Origin of the sequence: Novosphingobium sp. AAP1 (assembly GCF_001295765.1) — a bacterium.
GTDB classification, from domain to species: Bacteria; Pseudomonadota; Alphaproteobacteria; order Sphingomonadales; family Sphingomonadaceae; genus Novosphingobium; species Novosphingobium capsulatum.
In genome coordinates this window covers 209359-232185 of the sequence record NZ_LJHO01000005.1, presented here as the reverse complement: position 1 = coordinate 232185, position 22827 = coordinate 209359, and the positions used below count along the sequence as shown (strand labels likewise).

Sequence of the window (22827 nt, the reverse complement as noted above, 5' to 3'; positions counted from 1 at the left end):
GTGTGCTATCAATGTTCGAGAGAAAGTTAGACAGATACCCTCACCCCACTGCCCCAGCCGCGCGCCTAAGCGCACTGCGCACCCGCGCCGCCAGCGCTTCGTCAAAGCGCACTTCCGGCACGGCCACGCTCAGCACGCCGACCATCTGGCCGTCGCTCAGCACTGGCACGGCAGTGCCGCAGATGCCCAGGGTGGCTTCGTGGCAGGCGGTGCTGATGCCTTCCTCGCGGATGTGGGCGAGGTCGGCGCGCAGGTCTTCGTCGCGGACGCGGGTGTGTTCGGTCATGGCGAGGCGCGTGCTTTCGGCGAAGTAGCGGTGCAGGTCTGCGTCTGACAGCCAGGCGAGGATGACTTTGCCCGCCGCCAGGCAGTGCAGCGGGCGGCGCGCGCCCGGTTCGATGGCATAGCGCAGGGTCTGGTCGCTCGCTTCGGTGACCACGGCTTCCACTTCCCAGCCGACGCGGACCATGAAGCTGGCGGTTTCGTTGAGCTCCACCTTGAGCGCGCGGACCAGCGGGGCCATGCGGTCGGCGAGCGGCAGCGCCGCCGGAGCGACGCGCAGCCGCTCCAGCCCGGGGCCGGGCAGATAGCGCCGCCCTTCCCGCGCCAGGTATTGCCGCTCTACCAGCGTGGCGAGCAGGTAGGACAGGCTCGACACCGGAATGCCCAGCGCCTGCGCCACATCCTGCGCCACCACGCCGCCGGCATGGGCCACGACGAATTCGATCACGTCGAGCGTGCGCAGCGCCGATTTGACCGGGGCGGAAGTGGACGGGGCAGAGGCCATGGGTGGGGTGGTCCTTTGTTCGGGGCGGCTTTGGCGTTTGCGCTTGGCTTCGCACCACCCCCCAACCCCCTCCTCTGAAGAGGAGGGGGCTTTTTGTTTTTGGTTAGGGTTGGAAGAGGAGGGTGCCGCGTCTTTCGGAAAAGCGCCAGCCTTGGGGGGTGCGCACGAAGCGATCGTGGAACGAGCCGACCAGCGGAGCGGGCGCGCCGGTGAACAGCAGCATGGCACTGGTGCCGCGCGCGGTGTCGGCGCTTTCCACGTCAATCACCACGTTGCTGCACACGTGCCGGGTGGTGCGCGGCGGGCGGGCGCGGAAGGCGGCGAGGATCGCGTCTTGCCCCACGATCGGCGCATCGGGCGCGGTCGGCCGCGTCATCAGGCCATCGGGGGCATAGAGCGCGGCGGCCTCTTCCCAGCGCGCCTCGTCATTGAGATTGGCGTAGAGCGCGATGAGGCGGGCGCAATCAGCCTCGATCGCGCGGCGCTCGTCTTCGGTCAGTGCGCCAGTCACAGGCGCGCTCCGGCGATATCGGCGCCCTCGCGCAGGGACTTGAGCTTGCGCCAGGTGACGATCGGATCGATCTTGCCATAGCCGGCAAAGGTGCCGAAGCCGCAATCGGTGCTGGCCACCACGCGATCGGGGCCGACGATGGCGGCAAAGCGCTCGATGCGCTGCGCCACCAGTTCGGGATGCTCGATATAGTTGGAGCAGGTGTCGATCAGGCCGGGCGCCAGCACCTTGGTATCGGGCACCTTGGCACCGGCCCAGACTTTCCATTCATGCTCGTGGCGGGGATTGGCCGCCTCGAACAGCACGGTGGAGGGCCGCGCCTTGAGGACGATATCGATCACCCGTTCAAGCGGGATATCGTGATCGTGCGGGCCTTCGTAATTGCCCCAGCACACGTGCATGCGCATCTTTTCGGGCGGAATGTTGGCCGTGGCGGCATTCAGCGCCTCGACATTGGCGGCGGCCACTTTCAGGAAGTCCGCCTCGCTCATGTCCTGGTAGCCGGTATGGCGCGACATGGCGAGATCGGGGCAATCGAGTTGCAGGAAGAACCCGGCGTTGACGATCGTCTCGTATTCCTCGCGCATGGCATCGGCGAGGTCGGCCAGATAGGCTTCGTGGCTGGGATAGTGGCGGTTGACCTGGAACGCGGTGATCAGGCCCGGCGAGGCCGCGTTCATGAAGCCCTGCGTATCGGGCCCACCATGGGCGTCGAGCGCGGCGCGGAAGCGGCGGATATCGTCATGCAGCGGTTCGAGCGTGACCAGCTTGACCGGCCCGATGCACGAGGCGCGCACGAACTCCTGACTGCCCATGATCGCCGAAAGCTTCTTGGCCAGGCCCGGCACTTCGGCCAGGTCAGCCGCCGGCTTGCGATCGATGTGCCCGCCAAAGCCTGACAGCCGCTCGATCATGTAGGTGGAATAGCCCACCTTGCCCAGTTCGCCATCGCTGACGATCGACACGCCCGCGTCCACCTGGTGGCGCACGGCATCCTTCACCGCCGCGCCGACCTTGGCATCGAAATCGGCAGCGTCATAAGGCTTGCCGGCATCGCGGGCGAGCAGCAGCGGCGTGAGTTCCTCGCCCCGCGGCAGGCTGCCGACATGGGTGGTCTTGATATGGGCCACGGGGCCTCTCCCTTGCGCTATTTCACGGTTGTGAAGATTTCATAGCGGCTCACCCACGCCTTGCAAGGCCGATTGCGTGGGGCCGGCGCGATCCTGCGCCGGGCGGCGGCCGGTGAGGCGCAAGTAGAAGCGCGAGAAATAGGATGGATCTTCAAAGCCCAGCTCGGCGGCCACCTGGGCGGCGGTGGCGTTGGTATAGCGCAGCAGGCGATGCGCCTCGCGCGCCAGGCGGCGGTGGACCACGTCCATGGGGGAACAGCCCAGCCGCGCCGCGGTGAGGCGCGAGAGGGTGCGCGGCGTGGTGCCGAGCGCGCTGGCATAGAACGCCAGGTCGCGATGGCTGCGAAAGTGCACCTCTACCAGTTGGGCAAAGCGATCGAGCCGCGTGTCGGGCGCCGGGCCGGCATCGGGCGCACCTTGCGCCACGCAGCGCGCCAGGGTTTCGGCCATGGCCAGAAGCAGCGGATCGCCGGTGGTGTGATCGGCTTGAAGGGCGAGCATTTCGGCCGCGAGCCAGGCCGCGCGGCGCGCCGGCGCCCCCTCGAGCGGGGCGGCCTGCCCCTGGGTCAGCGCGCGGCGCAGCGGATCGGCCGGCGCCGGCGCGCGGGCGAGGAAATCGGCACCGAGCGTGACGACATGGCCCACCACATCGGCGGCAAAGCGGAAGCCGTGCACCACGCCGGCCGGCACGATCACCGCCAGGGGACCGGCGAGCGCCTGTTCCACCCCATCAAACGTGATCCGCGCCTGTCCGCTGTGCACCAGCAGCACTTGCACGAAATCGGCATGGCGATGGGGCCTGATTTCCCAATCGTGCAAGGAAGAGCGCGCGGCAATGGTTTCGATATGGGCAAATCCGGCGGCGATCCCACCCTGCTGCCCGCCATGCTGCTCACCGTAGAGGGCATAGCTGGGAATGCGCAGGCTGATCATCGCTTGTCCTGAAAGTGCCATCTTATGTCAGCCCCATGCATTCCCGCATGGCCCTGCCGATGTCAAGAAAGCAGGGCATGGCAGCCCCGCCCGATGGGCCGCCACGGGAGAGACACGCGCGATGAAAACCCAAGTTGCGATCATTGGTGCCGGCCCCGCCGGGCTGTTGCTGGGCCACCTGCTGCGTGCCGAAGGCATCGAATGCGTGGTGGTGGAACGCCAGACCGGTGACTATGTGCTGGGCCGCATTCGCGCCGGCGTGCTGGAAGCAATCACCGTCAACCTGATGGAGCGGCTGGGCCTGGATGCCCGGCTCAAGGCCGAGGGCCTGGTGGAAGAAGGCTTCAACCTGGCCGATGGTGAGCGCCTGATCCGCATCGACGTGGCCAACCTCACGGGCCAGACCGTGACCGTCTATGGCCAGACCGAAGTGACGCGCGACCTGATGGATGCCGCGCCCGAACGCGGGTTGCCGGTGCTCTATGGCGCCAGCGACGTGGCGCTGCACGCGATCGAGAGCGACGCGCCCTACCTCACCTTCACCCACGACGGCCGCGAACAGCGCCTGGACGCACGCTTCATCGTTGGCTGCGATGGTTTCCATGGCCCCTCGCGCAAGGCCATTCCCGCCAGCGTGGCGCGCGAATACGAGCGGGTCTATCCGTTCGGCTGGCTGGGCATCCTGGCCGACGTGCCGCCGTGCAACCACGAGCTGATCTATGCCAACCACGAGCGCGGCTTTGCCCTGGCCTCGATGCGCAGCCACACCCGCAGCCGCTATTACGTGGACGTGCCGCTGACCGAAAAGATCGAGGACTGGAGCGACGCGCGCATCTGGGACGAACTCGCCATTCGCCTGGGCCCCGATGCCGCCGCGCAGATGACGCGCGGCCCCTCGATCGAAAAGTCGATCGCGCCGCTGCGCTCCTATGTGTTCGAGCCGATGCGCCATGGCAGCCTGCTGCTGTGCGGCGATGCCGCGCACATCGTGCCGCCCACCGGCGCCAAGGGCCTGAACCTGGCGGCGAGCGACGTGCACTATGCCGCCCAGGCCCTGAGCGGCTTTTTCAAGCACAACGATGCCGATGCGATCGCCGGCTATTCGGCCAAGGCGCTGGCGCGGGTGTGGAAATCGGAACGCTTCAGCTGGTCCTTGACCAAGCTGATGCACCGCTTCCCCGAAGACGGCCCGTTTGAGCGGGCAATGCAGGTGGCCGAGCTGGACTATATCTCCACCAGCCGCGCCGCGCAGACCAGCATTGCCGAAAACTATGTAGGCCTGCCGGTCTGACCGAGGTTCCGACGCGGGGTGGCTGGCCTCTCTCCGCCACCCCGCGCCGGACAAACATGACCATCGCGACACGAATTTTCCCCGGAATGTGACAGATCGCCGCCTATCGTCACAAGGCCGTCACATACCATGGACACAAGGCCACTGTTGTTTCCCCCCAACAGGCAGGCCCATGCGCCAGATCGACATTCTGCTGACCAACCCGCTGGACGGCGGCCTTGACCCCTTCGCCCATGGCGATCTCAAGGTGGTGTTTCACCCTTGGCACGGGTCGGGCCCCCTGCCCCTGCTCGACGGGCGGCCATGGGCGTTCGTCGACTGGCTGCTGCCCGAGCTTTCTGGCCTGGAACTGTGCCGCCGCCTGCGCGCCGACATGCAGACCGAAGCCGCCCATGTGACCATGGTGCTGGAAGAAGACGATGCCGAGGCCAAGCGCCGCGCGCTGCGCGCCGGGGCAGATGACTATATCCTCGGCCCGATCGACCGTGGCACCGTGCTGGATCGCGTGCTGTCGGTGCAGTTGCCCGAACGTGAGGCCGTGGCGCGCACGCTGCGCCTGGGCGAACTGAGCCTGGACCTGACAGCCCTACAGGCGCGGTGGAAGGACAAGGCAATTGCCCTGATGCCCAATGAACTGCGCCTGCTGCGCTATCTGATGGAACAGCCGGGCCAGGTGTTTTCGCGCCAGCAGCTGATTGCCGCGCTGGGCAAGCAGGGCCAGCCGATCGACGAGCGCACCGTGGATGCCTGGGTCAGCCGTCTGCGCCGGGCGCTGCGCGATGCCGGCGCGGGCTATCCGCTGCGCACCGTGCGCGCATTGGGATATGTGCTGGACAAGCCGTGATGGTCGGGGGCTTTGCCGCCGGTGAGCGGGGGCGGATTATCTGATCACGCTTCCGTTCGGGCTGAGCTTGTCGAAGCCGCCCGGCACCGCTGTGCAAGGCTTCGCACCACCCCCAAACCCCCTCCTCTGAAGAGGAGGGGGCTTTTTGCGGGGCTTGGCTTAGAACTTCGCGCCGGCGCGGATGCCGATCGTGCGCGGCTGGTTCGGCACGATGTAGACGCGGTTGTAGCACGAACCGCAGGCGACATAGCGTGACAGCTGGCCGCGTTCGTCGAACACGTTGGTCGCGAACAGTTCGAGCGAGTACTTGTCCCACTCGCTGCCGATGGCCAGGTTGAACTGCGTGAACGCATCGAGGCGTCCGAGCAGCTGCGCAGGATTGATGGTTTTGCCTGTGCCAGCCTGGATCACCGCCGTGCGCAGATCGGACGCGGCCGAGCTTTGATAGGTGGCATTGATCTGGCCATAGACCTTGGCTGCACCGACCGGCACGCTGTAGCGCGCCGTGCTGGCCAGCTTCCACTGCGGGGTGATCGGCAGGCGCGTGCCAGCCGGGGCAGCAATCATGTTGCCATCGCCGGTGCAGGTGTAGGTGGGGTCATCGATCGCGCACAGGTTCTTGCGCATCTTGGCGTCGGTGTAAGCGCCGCCGAAGTTGAACGAGAAGCCGCCCTTGACCACGTTGGCATCGAATTCCACGCCGCGAATGCGGGCGTCGGGGCCGTTGTGAATTTCGGTGAAGCTGTTGGCGCCGAGGTACGAGAACTGGAAGTTCTTCCAGTTCTGCTGATAGACCGCCACGTTGAAACGCAGCAGGCCATCGAACAGCGTGGTCTTGAGGCCCAGCTCGAAGTTGGTCAGGTAATCGGGCTTGTAGGCTGCCACGTCGGCGCGGCGGTTGATGCCGCCCGGGCGGAACCCGCGCGAAACCGTGGCATAGGCCGTGATGTCGCGATCGGGCTTCCACGTCAGGTTGAAGCGGTAGGTGCCGCCATCGCCCTTGGCGCGCTTGGGCACGACCGAGCCGTTCACGTAATCACCCAGGTTGGTGCACGGGCTGTCACCCACCGCCGGCGGCAGCAGGGTGATGTTGGTTTCGTCGGCCAGCTGCGCATTGCGCAGAGTGAGACCATCGGAGGTGTAGCAGCCCGCCACGCCAGTGCGGCTGGAGCCGGCGGCGTTGGGCGGCGGGTTGCCATCGGCACCCTGGTAGAACGCCGGATTGCGACCGAAACCGAAGAAGCCGATCAGCGAGTTGTCATACTTGAAATAACGGCCGCCTGCCGTTGCCGTCAGATTGGGCAGAATGTCGTAGCTGACTTCCCCGAACGCGGCATAGTCCTTGTCGACGCGGTGCTGCTGCGTCAGCCACAGCGTGCCGGGCTTGCCATTGACCGAGAGCAGATCGGCCAGACCGGCGACCTGGTAATCCTGGTGGATCAGGTTCGACTGGCGCTGATAGAACAGGCCGCCCACGAAGCGCAGCGGCTCGCTGCTGGGCGAGGCAATGCGCAGTTCCTGGCTCATCTTCTTGAAGTGATCCTGGCCGATCACCTGCTGGATCGGCTTGATCTGGTTGCCGGCATTGTCCTTGTAATAGAAATAGCCGGCCAGGCCGCCGACGCCGGAATAGAGAGAGTCATACGCTTCGGCGTAGTCGGTATAGTCGCTGGACGAGAAGGTCTTGCGATCGAGATAGGCACCGGCATAGGTGAGATCCCAGCTACCGATCTTGCCTTCGATGGTGAGCGAGGCCTGCGCAAAGATATCTCGGCGGTATTCGGGCAGGAAATGCTGCACCTGAAGATCGCCCAGCGAGGTATCATAGCCATAGGAACCGTGGCTGCGCGTGTCCTGGTACATGATCCCGGGCGTGACGGTCCAATTGTCGTCAAGATCGACCTTGAGCAGGGCGCGGCCGCCCGAAATCTCGGTGTCGTTATAGTTCTTCTTGACGAACTGGTTGTTGTTGATGGTGATGCCACCGGGCTGCGGCAGGAAGCTGCGCGTGCCGGGCACGTTGTCGATAAAGCCGGCATCCTTTTCATAGAAGCCGACGATGCGCAGCGCCGCCTTCTGCGACAGCGGGATGTTGACCATCCCTTCCACCTTGCCGCCGGTGCCGCCCTTGTGGACCTTGTTCAGCTCCACATCCATGCGGCCGTAATAGCCCGAGGTATCGGGCTTGTTGGTGATGATGCGGATCGTGCCCGCTTCCGACGAAGCGCCATAAAGCGTGCCCTGCGGGCCGGCGAGGCTTTCGATGCGGGCGATGTCGTAGACATGCACGTCAAGGTTGCCGCCGATCGTGGTCACCGGCTGTTCATCGAGATAGACGCCGACCGAGGGCAGCGAGCCCGAGTGGTTGCCATCCCCGCCCGAAGCGACGCCGCGCATATAGATGATGTTGGTGCCCGGCGTGCCCGAGCTTTGCGCGACGACAGTCGGCAGCTGCTGGGTATAGCCGTTGAAGTTCGAGACGTTGAGCTGGTCAAGCTTTTGCGTGCCCAGTGCCTGGATCGAAATCGGCACGTTCTGCAGGTTTTCCGAACGCTTTTGCGCGGTCACGATGATGACGTTGCCACCGCCTTGATCGGCCGATGCCTGGGGCGCGGCATCCTGCGCCATCGCGATGCTGGCCGGAGCCAGGAGCGCGGTGCTGGTCATCAGCAGAAAACGCGGGAAACCCGCCGTGGCAATACGCATGCTTAACCCACCCTGTTGCAATTCTTGTGCGTTGGGTGTGCGCTGCGACACGATCGTGCGTCAAGCGGTTACAAACTCCACCAATCGATCACAGATGACCGTGGCAGTTTTGCAACGCATTGCCGGTTTCAGACATAAGTTTGCGGCGCGTCAGGATAGGCATCGAGCACCGGCCCCAGCGCGGCCTTGAGCGGATCGAGCCATGGCTCGAACGGCTGCCAGGCCTGGGTGCCTTCGCGGAAAATCGGCTGTCGCACTTGTTCGGAACTGGCGGTGCGCACGGCGCGCTCGGTCTGGTAGAAGGCCAGGCACGCCGGCTCGAACGGCAGGCCGCAGGCGTCGAGCAGCGCGCGCACCTGCGCCTCGGTATCATCGACCATGCGTTCATAGATCACGCGGTGCACGGCGCCGGGCTGCACCGCATCGACATGGGCCATGAGGCGTACGTAATCGGCGTAATAGCGGCCCATGTCCGCCAGATCGTACGAGAAGCCCTGCCCCCGCGCGAAATGCTGCTTGAAGTTGGAAAAGCAGCAACCGAGCGGATGGCGGCGCGCGTCGATGATCCGCGCGCGCGGCAGGATCAGGCGGATCAGCGGCACATGCACCCAGTTGTTGGGCATCTTGTCGATGAACAGCGGCCGGTCGGTGTGGCGCTGGATGCGCGTGCTGTGCAGATAGCTTTCGCCCATCGCGCGCAATTCATCGGGCGCCAGCGTGGCAAGCCCGGCAGGATAATCGGGCACCTTGCGCGCCAGCTGCGCGATATCGGGCAATTCGCTGGTGCCCTCGACCTGGCTGTGGCTGGCCAGGATCTGTTCGACCAGGGTAGAGCCGGCGCGCGGCATGCCCAGGATGAAGATCGGATCGGGCGCATCGCACCCGGCCCCGGCGCGCGCGGCAAACAGGTCTGGCGTGGCCGTGGCGATCATCGCATCGACGGTCGCGGTGGTTTCATCGGCCTTGTAGGGAATGCGGCGGCGGCGCAGCGCATTGCCCGCAGCATAGTGGGCAAAGGCATCGGCCGCCTGCTTGCGATCTTCGAACGCCTTGCCCAGTGCGAAATCGAGGTGCCAGCGATCTTCGGCATCGAGCGCGGGATCGTCGAGCGCCTGCTGCATCGCGACAATATCGGCATCATCAAAGCGCACTGTCTTGAGATTGGCCAGGCTCCACCACGCTTCACCCAGCCCCGGCATCAGCGCCAGGGCACGGCGATAGGCGGCAATGCCATCGGCCTGGCGGCCCACGGTCTTGAGCATGTGCCCATAGCTCATCCAAACGCGCGGCTGATCGGGCGCTTCGGCAAGCACGCGTTCGTAGAGGGCGAGCGCGGCATCGAACGCGCCGATGCGGCCATTGGCGGCGGCAGCGAGATTGGCATGGCCGAGGTTTTCGGGGTCTTCCTGCGTCACTTGCGCCAGCTGATCCAGCGCCTCTGCCGCGCGGTTGGTGCGATAGAGCACCAGCGCCAGATTGGCGCGCGCCGGGGTGAACGCCGGGTCCAGCTCGATCGCGCGGCGCAGCAGGTTTTCCGCATCGGCATAGCGGCCGATGCGGCCGGCCAGTTCGGCAAACAGCCGGATCGCGCGCACATCGAAGGGATCATCCTTGAGCAGCGCACGCAGCAGCGGTTCTGCCCGGGGCAGGTCATTGGCGTTCATCGCTGCGGCGGCAGCGACAAGGCGCGGATCATAGGCGGGGCGCGGGGCCAAGGTCACGGTGCTCATCAGACCGCACAACAAACATGGTGACGCCGCGCGATCAAGCGTTAGTCTCTGTTGCTACCAGACCCCGGAGGATTTTACGGCGTGAACGAGAAAGCAAAACGTGGTCTTGGTTTCTGGATGACGCTGGCCCTGGTGGTGGGCAACCTGATCGGTTCGGGGATTTACCTGCTGCCGGCAACGCTGGCCCCGCTCGGCGCCAACCAGCTGGCTGGATGGATGGTCACGATTGGCGGATCGCTGTGCATGGCCACGGTCTTTGCCCGCCTTTCCGCCCGCCAGCCGCTGCCGGGCGGGCCGTTTGCCTATGTCATGCAGCAATTCGGGCCGGGCGCGGGTTTTGCCGCAGCCTGGGCCTATTGGACGATGCTGTGGGCGGGCAACGGCGCGGTGGCGGTGGCGGTGGTGTCGAACCTCAGCCTGCTGGTGCCGTGGTTGAGCCACACCCCCGGCGCGCCGGCGGCCGTCGCAGTGGGCGCGGTATGGCTGCTGACGGCGGTCAACATTCGCGGCGTGCGCGGCGCGGGCGATGTGCAGGTGATCACCACGGTGCTCAAGCTTGTGCCGCTGGTCGGGCTGATCGGTCTGGCGCTATGGCTGTTCGTCACCGGCACGCCGCATGTGGCGCAGCCGCCCGTGCCGCTTTCGCCCACGCTCATTGCCAGTGCGGCGGGCCTCACCTTCTGGGGGTTCCTCGGGCTGGAATCGGCCACCGTGCCATCGGACAAGGTGGAGAACGCCGGCAGCGTGGTGCCGCGCGCCACCTTGTGGGGCGTGGCGCTGGCCGGCGCGGTGTACCTGGGCATCGCACTGGCGTTCCAGGCCTATATGCCACAGGGCGCAGCGGCGGCCTCCCCCTCGCCCGTCGCGGAATTCCTGGGCCGGCGGCTGGGCGGCGATATTTCGGGCGTAGTGGCGATCTTTGCCGCGATCAGCGCGTTCGGCACGCTCAATGGCTTTATCCTGGTCCAGGGCGAAGTTCCCTGGGCCATGGCGCGCGACGGGCTGTTTCCCGCCTGGTTCGGCAAGGAAACCAAGGCCGGCACGCCGATCAACGCGCATCTGGTGTCGTCGGGCCTGCTGACGGTGATCACGCTGCTCAACTATGGCCGCGACATGGGCAACCTGTTCACCTTCATCGCCTCGATCAGCCTGGCGGCGGGCATGCTGACCTATATCGCCACGATGGCCTCGGCGATGCGCCTGCTACGCGATGAACCCTGGGTGGTAGTGCTGGCCGTGCTGGCCGCAGCATTCAACGTCTGGGCGCTGTGGGGCCTGGGGCTGGAAGCGATTGCCTATGGCCTGGTGCTGGTGGCGCTGGGGCTGCCGGTCTACCTGGCAGTGCGGTGGCGGAAGGGTAAGATGGCGTCAGCCGGGGCTTGATGAGGGGTCCTACTTTTCAATGATTTGCGCGAGACATCTCACCACCCCCAACCCCCTCCTCTGAAGAGGAGGGGGCCTTTTTGTTGCGCGCTTACCGGTGCAGCATTTTCCACAGCAGCGAGCGGTCGCGGATGATTTCGGCCGCAGCATTGTGGCCCGGTGCGCCGGTCACGCCGCCGCCCGGGTGCGTGCCCGATCCGCACATGTAGAGGCCCTTGATCGGGGCGCGATAATCGCCGTGGCCCAGCACCGGGCGCGCGGCCCACAGCTGTTCCAGGCTCATCCGGCCGTGGAAGATATCGCCGCCAATCAGGCCGAATTTGCGTTCCAGATCGAGCGGCGAGTGAATCTGGCGGGCGATGACCGCGTTCTTGAAGTTGGGCGCGTGTTCGGTGATCGTGTTGATCACGTGATCGGCCACGTCCTCGCGCACATCGTCCCAGCTGCGGCCGTCGGGCAACTGCGGGCTGAACTGCTGGCAGAACAGGCTGGCGACATGGGCGCCTTCGGGGGCCAGGGTCTTGTCCACCGTGCTGGGGATCTTGATTTCGACGATCGGCTTTTTCGACCAGCCATGCACGCGCGCATCGTCATAGGCCTGGTCCATATAGTCCATGCCCGGCGCGATGATGATGCCGGCGGTGTGGTGTTCGGCCTGCTGCTTGCCCGGCAGCACGGTGAAATCGGGCAGTTCCGACAGCGCCACGTTCATGCGGAACGTGCCCGAGCCGGTCTTGTACCCGTCCATGGCGCGGGCAAAATCGGGCGCCAGGTCGCTGCGATCGACCAACTGGCGATAGAGCAGCGCGGGGCCGACGTTGGCGGCCACGATCGGGGCATAAAGCTCCTCGCCGCCCGCCAGCTTGACCCCGGCGGCCTTGCCGTTGTTGATCAGAACCTTGTCGACCGGGCTTTCCAGGCTGATTTCCACCCCGGCGAGCGCGCAGGCCTTGGCCATGGCCTGGGTAATCGCGCCCATGCCGCCGACCGCGTGGCCCCAGGCGCCCAGCTTGCCGTTAACCTCGCCAAACACGTGGTGGAGCAGGACATAGGCCGAGCCGGGCGTGGACACGCCGGCAAAATTGCCGACCACGGCATCGAATCCGAAGGCGGACTTGACGTGGTCATCCTCGAACCAGCTATCGAGGAAATCGCGCGCGGAACGGGTGAAGATGTTGAGCAGGTCGCGCTGCGCCACCACGTCCATCTTGGCCAGCGGCCAGCCCTGCTTGGCAGCGGCGGCCAAGGCATGCAGCCCGCCACCCACGTTGGGAGGGCATTGCAGCGAGAGATCGCGCAGCACCTGTGCGACCTTTTCCAGCGCGGCGTCATAGTGCGGGTAGGCCGCCGCATCCTTTTGCGAAAAGCGCGCAAATTCGGCCTGCGTACGCTCCGCGCCGCCACCCAGCTTGAGATAGGTATCGGCAAACGGGAAGAAGTTGCTGATCTGGCGTTCGAGCACGCGATAGCCGTGATCGGCCAGCTTCATGTCGGCAATCACCTGCGGGCGCAGCAGGCTGACGGTGTAGCTGGCGGTGGAATTGCGGAAGCCAGGATGAAATTCCTCGGTCACGCAGGCGCCGCCAACAATGTCGCGCCGCTCCAGCACGCGCACTTTCATGCCGGCCTTGGCGAGGTAGAATGCACAGACCAGGCCGTTGTGGCCGCCGCCGATGATCAGGGCGTCGTAGCGGTTGCTCATCGTGTGGGTTCCTTCGTGGGATCAAAAGATACTGTTGTTGATGGCATCGTCACCCCGGACTTGATCCGGGGTCCAGCTGGAATGCTGGCACAGCGCCGGAAAAGAAGCGGGACCCCGGATCAAGTCCGGGGTGACGACGAAAAGGTTTAGCGCCTGCTCCACCCTTCGGCAGGCTGATGATGCAGCCGTGCCTCGGGAATCAAGGTGCGGATCTTGCGGGCAAAGCTGCGCAGACACACTTCGCTGCGGCCGATCGGACCGGCGCCATAGCGGGCCGATTGCATGCCCTGCTGCACGTTGGTGATCAGCCAGGTATCCTCGGCATTGACCACGCGGTTGATCCGCCAGTTGGCATAGCGCACCAGCTTCATCGTGCGCCGCTGTTCGGGCGGGGTTTCGCTGTCGGGCAAGGCGAAGACCATTTCGCGCAAGGTGCAGGTGGTTGGCGATGTCGGCAGCCACTGCATGAAATCGACCTGATCGGCATAGATGTCGAACGCCATGTTGGGCCACAGCTTGTAATAGAGCCAGCGCCGCTGCGCCACATCGGGCAGATGCGGCACGCGCGGCAGGTGCGTCTGATAGAACCGCTCCCAGAAATGCGGACTGGGCGCATCGACCAGATCGCCCTTCATGCGATCGACCCAGGGCTCTGCCGAAATCTCGTAGGATTTGCCAAAGATGCGCGAGAGGCCGTCGTGCGCCACGGGAATGTGCAGGTTATCCGAATAGTTATCGCCGACGTTCTTCCAGTTCACGGCGCGGCTGCGTTCGCGCACATCGCCCATGCGGCGCATGTCGGCCAGGCGATAGGGCGCCACTTCGGCTTCATAGGGCGCCATCATCTCGGCCACCGAGGGGAAGCCGTGATCCTCCAGCCGCACGAAGACGAAGCCGTGCCACACTTCCAGATCGACCGGCACCAGTCCGTTCTGCGCCAGATCGAGCGCGGGATAATCGCGCTTCATCGGCACACCGGTCAGCCGCCCATCGGTTTCATAGGTCCAGGCGTGATAAGGGCACACCAGCTTGCGCGCGCAGCCCGCTGCGCCATCGACCAGGCGCATGGCGCGGTGGCGGCACAGGTTGTGAAATGCGCGCAGGCCGCCGTCCTCGCCCCGGATGACGATGACGTTCTCGCCGCAATAGGCCAGGCTGCGCCAGGCGCCGGGTTGGTCCAGATCGCTGGCGTGGCACACGATCTGCCATGAGGGGCGAATGATCCGCTCCATCTCCAGCGCGGCAAATTCAGGATCGCGATAGATCCAGCCCGGCAAGCTCCAATCGGCATCGGGATCGGGCGCGGCGCCGTCACCGGCGCATTGCGCCATGGTCAAATGGCGGTGTTCATCAAGGGCAAGATCGGCCATGGGTGACTCCCCGCGTGATTTCTTATTGAACGATCGTACAACAACCATCGGGAAGTGCAAGATGCAAGGTGCCGATCCCCGGCCTGGGCGCGTTCCGCGTGCCGCCACCCCCGCCCGTGCCGCCGCCACAGATCGCGCGCTGCCACGCCGGGCCGAACCCGATGCGCGCCGCCACAGCCTGATCGAGGCGGCGATGCGCGTGCTGGCCCGCGCCGGGGCCAATGGCGCCAGCGTGCGCGCGATTGCACAGGAGGCTGGCGTATCGCCTGGGCTGGTGGGACACTATTTCAGCGGGATCGATGCGCTGATCGCCGAAACCTATACCCACGTCGATGCCATGGTGACGCAGGCACTCAATGCGGCGGTGGCGGCCGCGCCCAGCGATCCACGCGCCCAGCTTGAGGCATTCGTCACCGCCAGCTTTACCGCGCCGATTGCCCAGCCGGCCTTGCTGGCCACGTGGATCGCGTTCTGGAGCCTGGTGACCAGCCAGCCACAGATCGCCCGCCAGCACGACGAGCAATATGCCGGCTATCGCGCCCGGCTGGAGCAGTTGCTGCGCGAGGCCGGCGTGGCCGAGGGTGACTTGCGCCACGCCGCCATTGCGGTGACGGCGTTGGTGGACGGGTTGTGGCTGGAACTGTGCCTGTCGCCGCAGTGCTTTTCCAGCGAGGAAGCCGGGGCGATTGCGCGGCGGTTTCTGGGGACGGTGTGTGGAGATATGGTGGGCGAGTAACGCCCACCAACGTCCAAGCGGGCCCCCGGATCAAGTCCGGGGTGACGTTAAATATCTGCAGTTTAATTATTTCTTCGTCACCCCGGACTTGATCCGGGGTCCCGCTTAGTGTCGTGTCCTAAGTCCTCACCAAAGCGCGCTGAGTTGCTGGGTCAATCTGGCAATTCGTCGGATTTGCTCCCGGCGAGGGAGTTTGCGGATTAATGCCCGCTGCTTTGCTTCTATCGCCATCCTGCGCATGTCTTTCCAAACTTGGAGGACGCGAGGGGAACTGAATGCCCGATAGGTAGGTTGCCCGCCGTTGAGCAACACACGGCGCATCGCCCGAATTTGTGAAATGTGGCGCTGCGCGAACCAATGCGCCTGCGGGCTGTGGCACTTCATAAGTCGCGCGTAGTTCGCTTGCCGGCTAGCCCGGTATTCGTTCCACCTGGGCTCTTGTTCGCGCAACCTCCGGCTCATGTAAATCTTCCTGAGCTACCTCGTTGACAGCTACAGTAGCGCTCTCGCTCCACCATCCCCAACCCCCTCCTCTGAAGAGGAGGGGGCTTTTTGGTCAGATGTTTACTTCGACAGGTCGGTTAACAGGCTGGTGAAGTACACCACGCCGGGCGCGACGTTTGACAGCGGCACGCGTTCATTCAGGCCGTGGGCGAATTCTTCGCTGTCCTTGATCAGCACGGGGCTGGCGCCATAGGCATCCACGCCGTTGACGCGATACCACATCGAGTCCGAGGCGCCCGAGGCCTGGGCCGGGATCACCGCGATGCCGGGATAAGCGAGGTGAATGGCCTTGTTCGCCGCATTGACGAAATCGGGGCGCATCGGGCTGGCCGGTGACGGGGTGGAGCCTTCGGTCACGTCGCTGAACTTGACCACCGGCATGTTAGCCACCTTGGCCAGTTCGGCCATGATGTCTTCGCGCTTGTGGCCGGGGAAGATGCGGCAGTTGATGTTGGCCGTGGCGCGCTGCGGCAGCGCGTTCAAGGCGTGGCCGCCGTTGACCATGGTGGGCACGCAGGTGGTTTCGATGCGGCCAATGAATTCGGGCAAGGACCGCAGCGTGGCGATGGCATCGGCATCGGTGGGGTCGGCCGCGAACGAACGCATCGCGCCGGCAACCTTGGGATCAGGCGTGATCTTGGCGGCGCTTTCGAAGAACGCCTTGGTCAGCGGGCTCTGTTCCGGGGTGAAGTGATAGGCGCCGATATTGACCAGCGCCTGGCTGAGCTGGACAATCGCATTGTCCTTGCGCGGGGCGGAACTGTGGCCGCCGGGGTTGGTCACTTCCAGCTGGAAATCGGCATAGTTCTTTTCCGCGCCGTCCCAGGTCCAGGCCAGCGGCTTGCCGGTATCTTCGGCCAGCATGCCGCCACCACCATCGACGTTGATGACCAGGCCCGCCTGGCCCTTGAGCCGTTCGGCAATCAGGCGGCTGGTCTTCATCGTGGTTTCTTCATCGCCAGAAAAGGCGATGATGATCGTGCGCTTGGGCTTGTAGCCCTTGTGGCGCATCTCGATGAGCGTGGAGACCGCGAGCGCGGCGTTGAACTTCATGTCGAGCGCGCCGCGCCCGAACAGATAGCCGTGTTCGACCACCGGCACGAAGGGATCGCGCTGCCAATCGGCGCGCTTGGCCTCGACCACGTCCATGTGGCCCGACAGCACCAGCGGCTTGAGGCTGGGATCGCTGCCCTTCCAGGTGGCGATCAGATAGGCGGTATCGTCAACGGGCACGATGTCGATGTCGGACGCCGCCCAGCCGGCCTTGACCAGCGCGTCGCGATAGAGTGCCGCCACCTTGGGCGTTTCGTTGCCCGGCCCCTGGACCGAGCGCATGGCGATGCTCTGCTTGGACAGCTCGAGAGTCTGGGCTTCGGCCTCGGCATGGGAATTGCCGGCGGCAAGCGCGGGCGTGCTGGCAAGCGCCACGGCGGCAACGCTCAGAATGGCAGGCGAAACCAGGTGCAACGTCAGTTTCATGTGGGGGGCACTCCTTCTGGGCGCGGAACCTGATACCGATCGGTTTCGCACACAACCTTTTTTGCGATGCCAGATGTGCAAAACCCCGGCGCCCATGGGGCACCGGGGCTTGCGCCTGCCGCAGCAGAGTGTGGATCAGCCCTTGACCTTGGACGTATCGAACGTGCCGAGACCGGGCTTGAAGCTCTTTTCATCGAGGAACTGGCGCGTGGCTTCCTTGCGGGCGGCCACGCCACCATAGCTGTGCAGCGCTTCCTGGGCGCGGATCAGATAGTCTTCGGCGTTTTCATAGGTCATGTCGATCATGCGACGCACGGCCCACTTGGTGGCGCGCAGGGCATGGCCGTCCTTCTTGAGCAGCGCCTCGGCAATCTCGGTCACGCGGGCCTTGAGCTGGGCGTGGGGCACGGATTCGGTAACCAGCCCTTGCGCCGCCGCCTGCGGACCGGTGAGGTTTTCACCCATCATGGCGTGATAGATCGCCTTGCGCAGCGGCATGAGATCGGCCGCCACCTTGGACGCGCCGCCGCCCGGCAGGATGCCCCAGTTGATTTCCGACAGGCCGAACTGCGCATCGTCGGAAGCGACGGCGATATCGCACGCATAGAGCGGGCCATAGCCGCCGCCAAAGCACCAGCCGTTGACCATGGCGATCGTTGGCTTTTCATACCAGCGCAGGCGGTTCCACCAGCGATAGGCTTCGCGCTGCGACTTGCGGATCGCCCACAGGCCCTGCGCTTCGGTTTCGCGGAAGTATTCCTTGAGATCCATGCCGGCCGACCAGGCATCGCCCTCGCCCGACAGCACCAGCACGCCCACGTCATCGCGGAATTCGAGTTCCTCGATCACCTTGAGCATCTGGCGGTTGAGCTTGGGGCTCATGCAGTTGCGCTTTTCCGGGCGATTGAAACGCACCCAGGCGATGCGGTTCTCGATCGTGACGGCAACGGTATCCTCTTCCGCGCGAACGGCCTGTTCGTCTGCCATGCTCTTGTCCTTTCTGGTTATGTTTCGGAAATATGGGAAATTTGAATTTCTCACTTCGTCACCCCGGACTTGATCCGGGGTCCCACTTTGGTGGTCGCAAAGAAAGAAGCGGGATCCCGGGTCAAGCCCGGGATGACGAGGGGATGGAACTGTTAAATCGGGAAGTGACCGGGCTGGGTTTCCATGGTGATCCAGCGCAGTTCGGTGAAGCTGTCGATGCCGGCCTTGCCGCCAAAGCGGCCGTAGCCCGAGGCGCCGACGCCGCCGAAGGGCATCTGTGCTTCATCGTGCACGGTGGGGCCGTTGACGTGGCAGATGCCCGAATGGATCTGGCGCGCCACGCGCAGGCCGCGCGCGGTATCGCGGGTAAAGACCGCGGCCGAGAGGCCATATTCGCTGTCGTTGGCCAGTTCGATGGCATGCGCTTCATCGCGGGCATGGATCACGCCAACCACCGGGCCAAAGCTTTCATCGCGGAACAGCTTCATGTCCTGCGTCACGCCATCGACGACATGGGCGGGCATCAGCACGTTGTGCGTGGTGTCGCCACCGGCCAGCAGCGTGGCGCCATGGTCGAGCGCATCCTGCACCAGGCTTTGGCAGTGGGCCACGGTCTTGGCATCGACCACCGCGCCCAGCGGGGTCTTGCCCTCGCGCGGGTCACCCACGGCCAGGGTTTCGACCTTGGCCTTGAACCGCTTGGCAAATTCGGCGGCGACGGCCTCGACCACGATGATCCGCTCGGTGCTCATGCAGATCTGGCCCTGGTTCATGAAGGCGCCGAACGCAGCGGCCTTGACCGCTTCATCCAGATCAGCATCTTCCAGCACGATCAGGGGCGCCTTGCCGCCCAGTTCGAGCAGGCAGGGCTTGAGATGGCCGGCCGCGCGCGTGGCGATGATCTTGCCCACGGCGGTGGAGCCGGTGAAGTTGATACGCTTGACCTGCGGCGCATCGATCAGCGCGCCAACCACGGCGCCGGCATCGGCCGGGGCATTGGTGACGACCTGCACCACGCCTTCGGGGAAGCCGGCCTCGGCAAAGGCCTCGATGATCAGGGCGTGGGTGCGCGGGCACTGTTCCGATGCCTTGAGGATCACGGCGTTGCCACAGGCCAGCGGCACGGCGATGGCGCGCACGCCCAGGATGATCGGCGCGTTCCACGGGGCGATGCCCAGGATCGTGCCGACCGGTTCGCGCAGCGCCATGGCCAGGCAGCCGGGCTTGTCGGACGGGATCACTTCGCCAGCGATCTGCGTGGTAAGGGCCGCCGCTTCGCGCACCATGCTGGCCGCCAGGCCCAGGTTGAACAGCGCCCAGCCCTTGGTCGCGCCGATTTCGCCCATCATCGCCTCGACAAAGGCATCGGCGCGCGCTTCGAGCGCGCTGGCCGCCTTCATCAGCACGGCGCGGCGGGCATTGGGGCCCAGCGCAGCCCACGCGGGAAAGGCAGCGGCCGCCTTCGCCGTGATCGCGGGAATGTCGGCCGCCTGCATGGCCTGCGCCGAGGAGGCCACCGTACCATCAAGGGGATTGCGCCGTTCGAACTGCATCGTGAGTCTCCCAATTATGTTATGGTTTATAGCAATCATCCCGGGAGCCTGCAACACGGGACTGTCAGCAGTGGCCAAGTCGTGCCCGAAAGGGTAAGCCCCCACCCTGTCATTTCGCCTAGGCGAACGGGCTTAGCAGTTTGCAAATTGCGCATCGCCGCCAACCGGTTGCGGATGTTTCAATCGGCTTTTTCTGTTTATTTCCATAATTTTAACCCTAATCCATGGTTCCATGGGGGAAACAGCGTTTCCTGCAAGCGTGTTAACAATTGCATTCTATGCAACTGTATACCAAATTTTCGCACTTGCGCTTTTGCGCTGCGGCAGACAAAAGGGACGGGCCTTTCAGGCATCCTCTCCCAAACTATCCAAGGGCCGCCCATCTGGTGCGGCCTTTTTTTTCGTCTGGTTTTGCCGAGCAAGGAGCCGCGTATTGTTCCTAGGATCAATGGCGCGCGGGCGGGCAAACGACCATCGTGGCGAGGCCGAGCCGGGGGGCATGTGGCAGCAAAGCCGCATGGTTCAGACCCAAGCCGAAAAAGATAACGAACGCGGATGACGGCGCCATACGGCCCGATCATAAGGGCGACCGGCCCTGGACCGTCACGAGAGGATAAAGCCAAGTGCACGTGAGAGTTGCAAAATCCCGTTCCGTTCTGTTGGCGTCGCTTGCGCCTGCCGCGCTGGTTTCGGCCGCACTCGTGCAGGCCCTGCCGAGTGCAGCCTGGGCGGCCGAGGCACCTGATGCGGGTGATGGCGGCGCGACCATCGTGGTGACGGGTGAAGGCCTGGGGCAAAGCCCGGCGGCTCCGGCCTATGACACCCAGACGATTTCCGCCGCGCAGCTTCAGGCTACGGCATCGGGGCGAATCGATGATGCGCTGCTCTCGGCCGCCGGCGTGCAACAGTTTCGCCGGTCAGACAGCCGCGCGTCCAACCCTTCGGCGCAGGGCATCACGCTGCGCGCGCTGGGTGGCAATGCCACCAGCCGCACGCTGGTGCTGCTCGATGGCGTACCGATGGCCGACCCGTTCTTTGGCTATATCCCGATGACCGCGATCGATCCCGAACGGTTGGCCAGCGTGCGCGTGCAGCGCGGCGGCGGCTCGGGCGCGTTCGGCGCCGGCGCGGTGGCCGGTACCGTGGACATGACCAGTGCGGGGGCGCAGAGCCTGGGCCTGCTCAATGCGCAGGGCATGGTCGATGATCGGGGTGAGACGTCGCTTTCGGCAGCGCTTGCCCCCACGCTCGGCCAGGGCTTTGCCGTCGTCACCGGCCGGTGGGACCGGGGCCAGGGGTTCTGGACCACGCCGGAAAGCCAGCGCGTGCCGGCCAGCGTGCGGGCGCGCTATGACAGTTGGTCAACCGGCGTGCGCGCCGTGGCGCCCTTGACGCCGGACGTCGAATTGCAGGCCCGCGTCGCTGCATTCGAGGACAACCGCACGCTGCGCTTTGCCGGCGCCGACAATGGTATCAGCGGGCAGGACGCCAGCCTGCGCCTGGTGGGCCGTGGGGCGTGGCAGTTCGATGCGCTGGCCTATGTCCAGACGCGCGGTTTCCACGCCGTGACGGTCAGCTCCACCAGCTTCAAGAAGACGCTGGACCAATATGCCACGCCATCCACTGGCCTGGGCGGCAAGCTCGAACTGCGGCCGCCGGTCGGTGGTGGCCACGTGCTCAAGCTCGGCACCGACTGGCGCCGGGCCGAGGGCGAGACCAAGGAAAATGCGCTGTCGGCGGCAACCGGCCTGGTCACCGCGCGGCGCCGCGCCGGCGGGCACACCGACGACGTGGGCTTTTTCATCGAGGACGACTGGACGCTGGGGCCGCTGGTGCTGACCGCCGGCGGGCGCGCCGATCGCTGGGCGATCACCCAGGGCCATTACGAAGAACGCAACGCTGCCGGCACGGTGACCAGCACATCGGCAGCCGATCCGGCCGTTGCCGCGCGCAGCGGCTGGCAGGGCAGCTGGCGCGCTGGCGCGGTGCTCAATGCTGCATCATGGGCGGCGCTGCGCGGCGCGGCCTATACCGGGCTGCGCCTGCCCACGCTCAACGAACTGTATCGTTCGTTCACGCTGGCCGCCCCCAATGGCAATGGCGGCGTGTCGCTGACCACCACCCAGCGCAATCCGACGCTCAGGAACGAGCGCCTGCTGGGCTTTGAAGCAGGCATCGACCTGACCCCGGCCAAGGGCGTGATGCTGTCGGTCACCGCGTTCGACAACAAGGTGAAGGATGCGATCGCCAACGTGACGCTGTCGTCCACCGGCAATACCACGGTGCGCCAGCGCCAGAACGTGGCGGCCGTGCATGCGCGCGGCGTGGAACTGGGCGCCGAGGTGACTGCAGGCACGGTGTCATTCAACGGCAGCCTGGCATGGACCGACGCCAAGGTTGAGGCGCCGGGCACCGCGCTCGATGGCATGCGCCCGGCGCAGACGCCGCGCATTGCCGCCAGCGGCACGCTCGCCTGGCACCCCGCCCCGCACTGGACCGGGGCGCTGACCCTGCGGCACGTGGGCCTGGCCTATGAAGACGATCTGCAAACCGCGCCGCTGCGCGCGGCCACCACGCTCGATGCCTTTGCCCAGGTCCCGCTGACCAGCTGGGCCAGCCTGGTGCTGCGCGGCGAAAACCTGTTCGATACCACGATCGTCACGCGCAATTCGGGCGGCACGATCGATATCGGCACGCCGCGCACGCTGTGGGCCGGCCTGCGAATTGGGATGCGGTAAGCGCGCCGGGCCAGCGCTTTCACGAAAGGCCCTTCGACAGGCTCGGGGCGAACGGGGTTCTGGACTATCAGACCGTTCAGGCTGAGCCTGTCGCAGCCCGGCTGCTGCACATCCAGCCTGCAATCGTATTCTATCCTGCGACGGGCAGACACATGCAGGATTTGCGCCTAGCGTTCCAGCCGTGGGCAGACGCGCAAGGGCAGCGCGCACGGCCTTGGGGGATGGGCTTTTGCACCGGGCGATCATACGCAAGACCAGGGCCGCAGGCGGCCATGACGAAGGCCAGCGGGCCGGCGCGATTTCCACCAATCTGGTGATGGGCAAAACTCTGCGCTTGTCGGCGGGGGCAAGGCTGGCTTACCCCTGGCAACGGGAGGTCGCAGCCGGTGCATGCCAGGCTGCGGCAACAAGCCGCTGGCCGGGGGCCGCGTGTCGCAAGGGGG

16 protein-coding genes are annotated in these 22827 nt (G+C 65.4%); 5 read left to right on the top strand and 11 right to left on the bottom strand.

Annotation, left to right across the window (positions count from 1 at the left end; genetic code table 11):
- Positions 1-40: 40 nt before the first annotated feature.
- The 4 genes from IP65_RS12830 to IP65_RS12815 all read right to left on the bottom strand — a co-directional run bounded on the left by IP65_RS12830 (position 41) and on the right by IP65_RS12815 (position 3361).
- On the bottom strand, positions 41-787 hold the full coding sequence (locus tag IP65_RS12830; RefSeq protein WP_054131974.1) for an IclR family transcriptional regulator: 747 nt from the start codon (positions 785-787) through the stop codon (positions 41-43).
- Between the two features lie 103 nt (positions 788-890).
- Positions 891-1298: a nuclear transport factor 2 family protein gene (locus IP65_RS12825; protein ID WP_054131973.1), complete on the bottom strand. Its 408-nt coding sequence runs from the start codon at positions 1296-1298 to the stop codon at positions 891-893.
- Positions 1295-2428 carry a cobalamin-independent methionine synthase II family protein gene (locus IP65_RS12820; RefSeq protein WP_054131972.1) on the bottom strand — a complete coding sequence of 378 codons (1134 nt, stop codon included), beginning with the start codon at positions 2426-2428 and terminating at the stop codon, positions 1295-1297. The genes IP65_RS12825 and IP65_RS12820 overlap by 4 nt, the downstream gene beginning before the upstream one ends.
- Before the next feature lie 39 nt (positions 2429-2467).
- Entirely contained in the window at positions 2468-3361 is an 894-nt protein-coding gene (locus IP65_RS12815) for a helix-turn-helix domain-containing protein (protein ID WP_054131971.1), read from the bottom strand.
- Between the two features lie 121 nt (positions 3362-3482).
- On the opposite strand from IP65_RS12815, the gene pobA reads away from it, so the two are divergent.
- On the top strand, positions 3483-4652 hold the full coding sequence (gene pobA, locus IP65_RS12810; RefSeq protein WP_022677390.1) for a 4-hydroxybenzoate 3-monooxygenase: 1170 nt from the start codon (positions 3483-3485) through the stop codon (positions 4650-4652).
- Positions 4653-4824: 172 nt separating this feature from the next.
- A complete protein-coding gene (locus IP65_RS12805; protein ID WP_022677389.1) occupies positions 4825-5496 on the top strand; it encodes a response regulator transcription factor in 672 nt (223 codons plus the stop codon).
- A 159-nt stretch (positions 5497-5655) separates the two neighbouring features.
- Here the strand turns inward: IP65_RS12805 and IP65_RS12800 are convergent, their stop codons facing one another.
- Positions 5656-8202, bottom strand: a complete 2547-nt coding sequence (locus tag IP65_RS12800; RefSeq protein ID WP_022677388.1) for a TonB-dependent receptor — start codon at positions 8200-8202, stop codon at positions 5656-5658.
- Between the two features lie 128 nt (positions 8203-8330).
- A complete protein-coding gene (locus tag IP65_RS12795) occupies positions 8331-9932 on the bottom strand; it encodes a sulfotransferase (RefSeq protein WP_054131970.1) in 1602 nt (533 codons plus the stop codon).
- 81 nt (positions 9933-10013) lie between these two features.
- On the opposite strand from IP65_RS12795, the gene IP65_RS12790 reads away from it, so the two are divergent.
- The gene (locus tag IP65_RS12790) at positions 10014-11315 is read left to right on the top strand and encodes an APC family permease (protein WP_028658156.1); all 1302 of its coding nucleotides are present in this window, start codon (positions 10014-10016) and stop codon (positions 11313-11315) included.
- A gap of 91 nt (positions 11316-11406) precedes the next feature.
- Here IP65_RS12790 and IP65_RS12785 read toward each other — a convergent pair whose 3' ends face one another.
- Together IP65_RS12785 and IP65_RS12780 are read right to left on the bottom strand one after the other, a co-directional pair.
- Positions 11407-13017: an NAD(P)/FAD-dependent oxidoreductase gene (locus IP65_RS12785; protein WP_022677385.1), complete on the bottom strand. Its 1611-nt coding sequence runs from the start codon at positions 13015-13017 to the stop codon at positions 11407-11409.
- A gap of 146 nt (positions 13018-13163) precedes the next feature.
- Positions 13164-14348, bottom strand: a complete 1185-nt coding sequence (locus IP65_RS12780) for an aromatic ring-hydroxylating dioxygenase subunit alpha (protein WP_054132003.1) — start codon at positions 14346-14348, stop codon at positions 13164-13166.
- 100 nt (positions 14349-14448) lie between these two features.
- On the opposite strand from IP65_RS12780, the gene betI reads away from it, so the two are divergent.
- Positions 14449-15123 (top strand): transcriptional regulator BetI, encoded by a 675-nt coding sequence (gene betI / locus IP65_RS12775; protein ID WP_082350123.1) that lies wholly within the window; start codon positions 14449-14451, stop codon positions 15121-15123.
- Between the two features lie 564 nt (positions 15124-15687).
- On the opposite strand, the gene IP65_RS12770 is transcribed toward betI, so the two are convergent.
- From IP65_RS12770 to IP65_RS12760, 3 genes are all read right to left on the bottom strand, one after another.
- Positions 15688-17106 carry a M20/M25/M40 family metallo-hydrolase gene (locus IP65_RS12770; RefSeq protein WP_054131969.1) on the bottom strand — a complete coding sequence of 473 codons (1419 nt, stop codon included), beginning with the start codon at positions 17104-17106 and terminating at the stop codon, positions 15688-15690.
- A gap of 135 nt (positions 17107-17241) precedes the next feature.
- The gene (locus IP65_RS12765; protein WP_054131968.1) at positions 17242-18093 is read right to left on the bottom strand and encodes a p-hydroxycinnamoyl CoA hydratase/lyase; all 852 of its coding nucleotides are present in this window, start codon (positions 18091-18093) and stop codon (positions 17242-17244) included.
- A gap of 152 nt (positions 18094-18245) precedes the next feature.
- On the bottom strand, positions 18246-19646 hold the full coding sequence (locus tag IP65_RS12760; RefSeq protein ID WP_054131967.1) for an aldehyde dehydrogenase: 1401 nt from the start codon (positions 19644-19646) through the stop codon (positions 18246-18248).
- 659 nt (positions 19647-20305) lie between these two features.
- Between IP65_RS12760 and IP65_RS12755 the strand changes: the two genes are divergently transcribed.
- Positions 20306-22384, top strand: coding sequence for a TonB-dependent siderophore receptor (locus IP65_RS12755; protein ID WP_231627682.1), 2079 nt, complete (start codon positions 20306-20308; stop codon positions 22382-22384).
- Positions 22385-22827 lie beyond the last annotated feature (443 nt).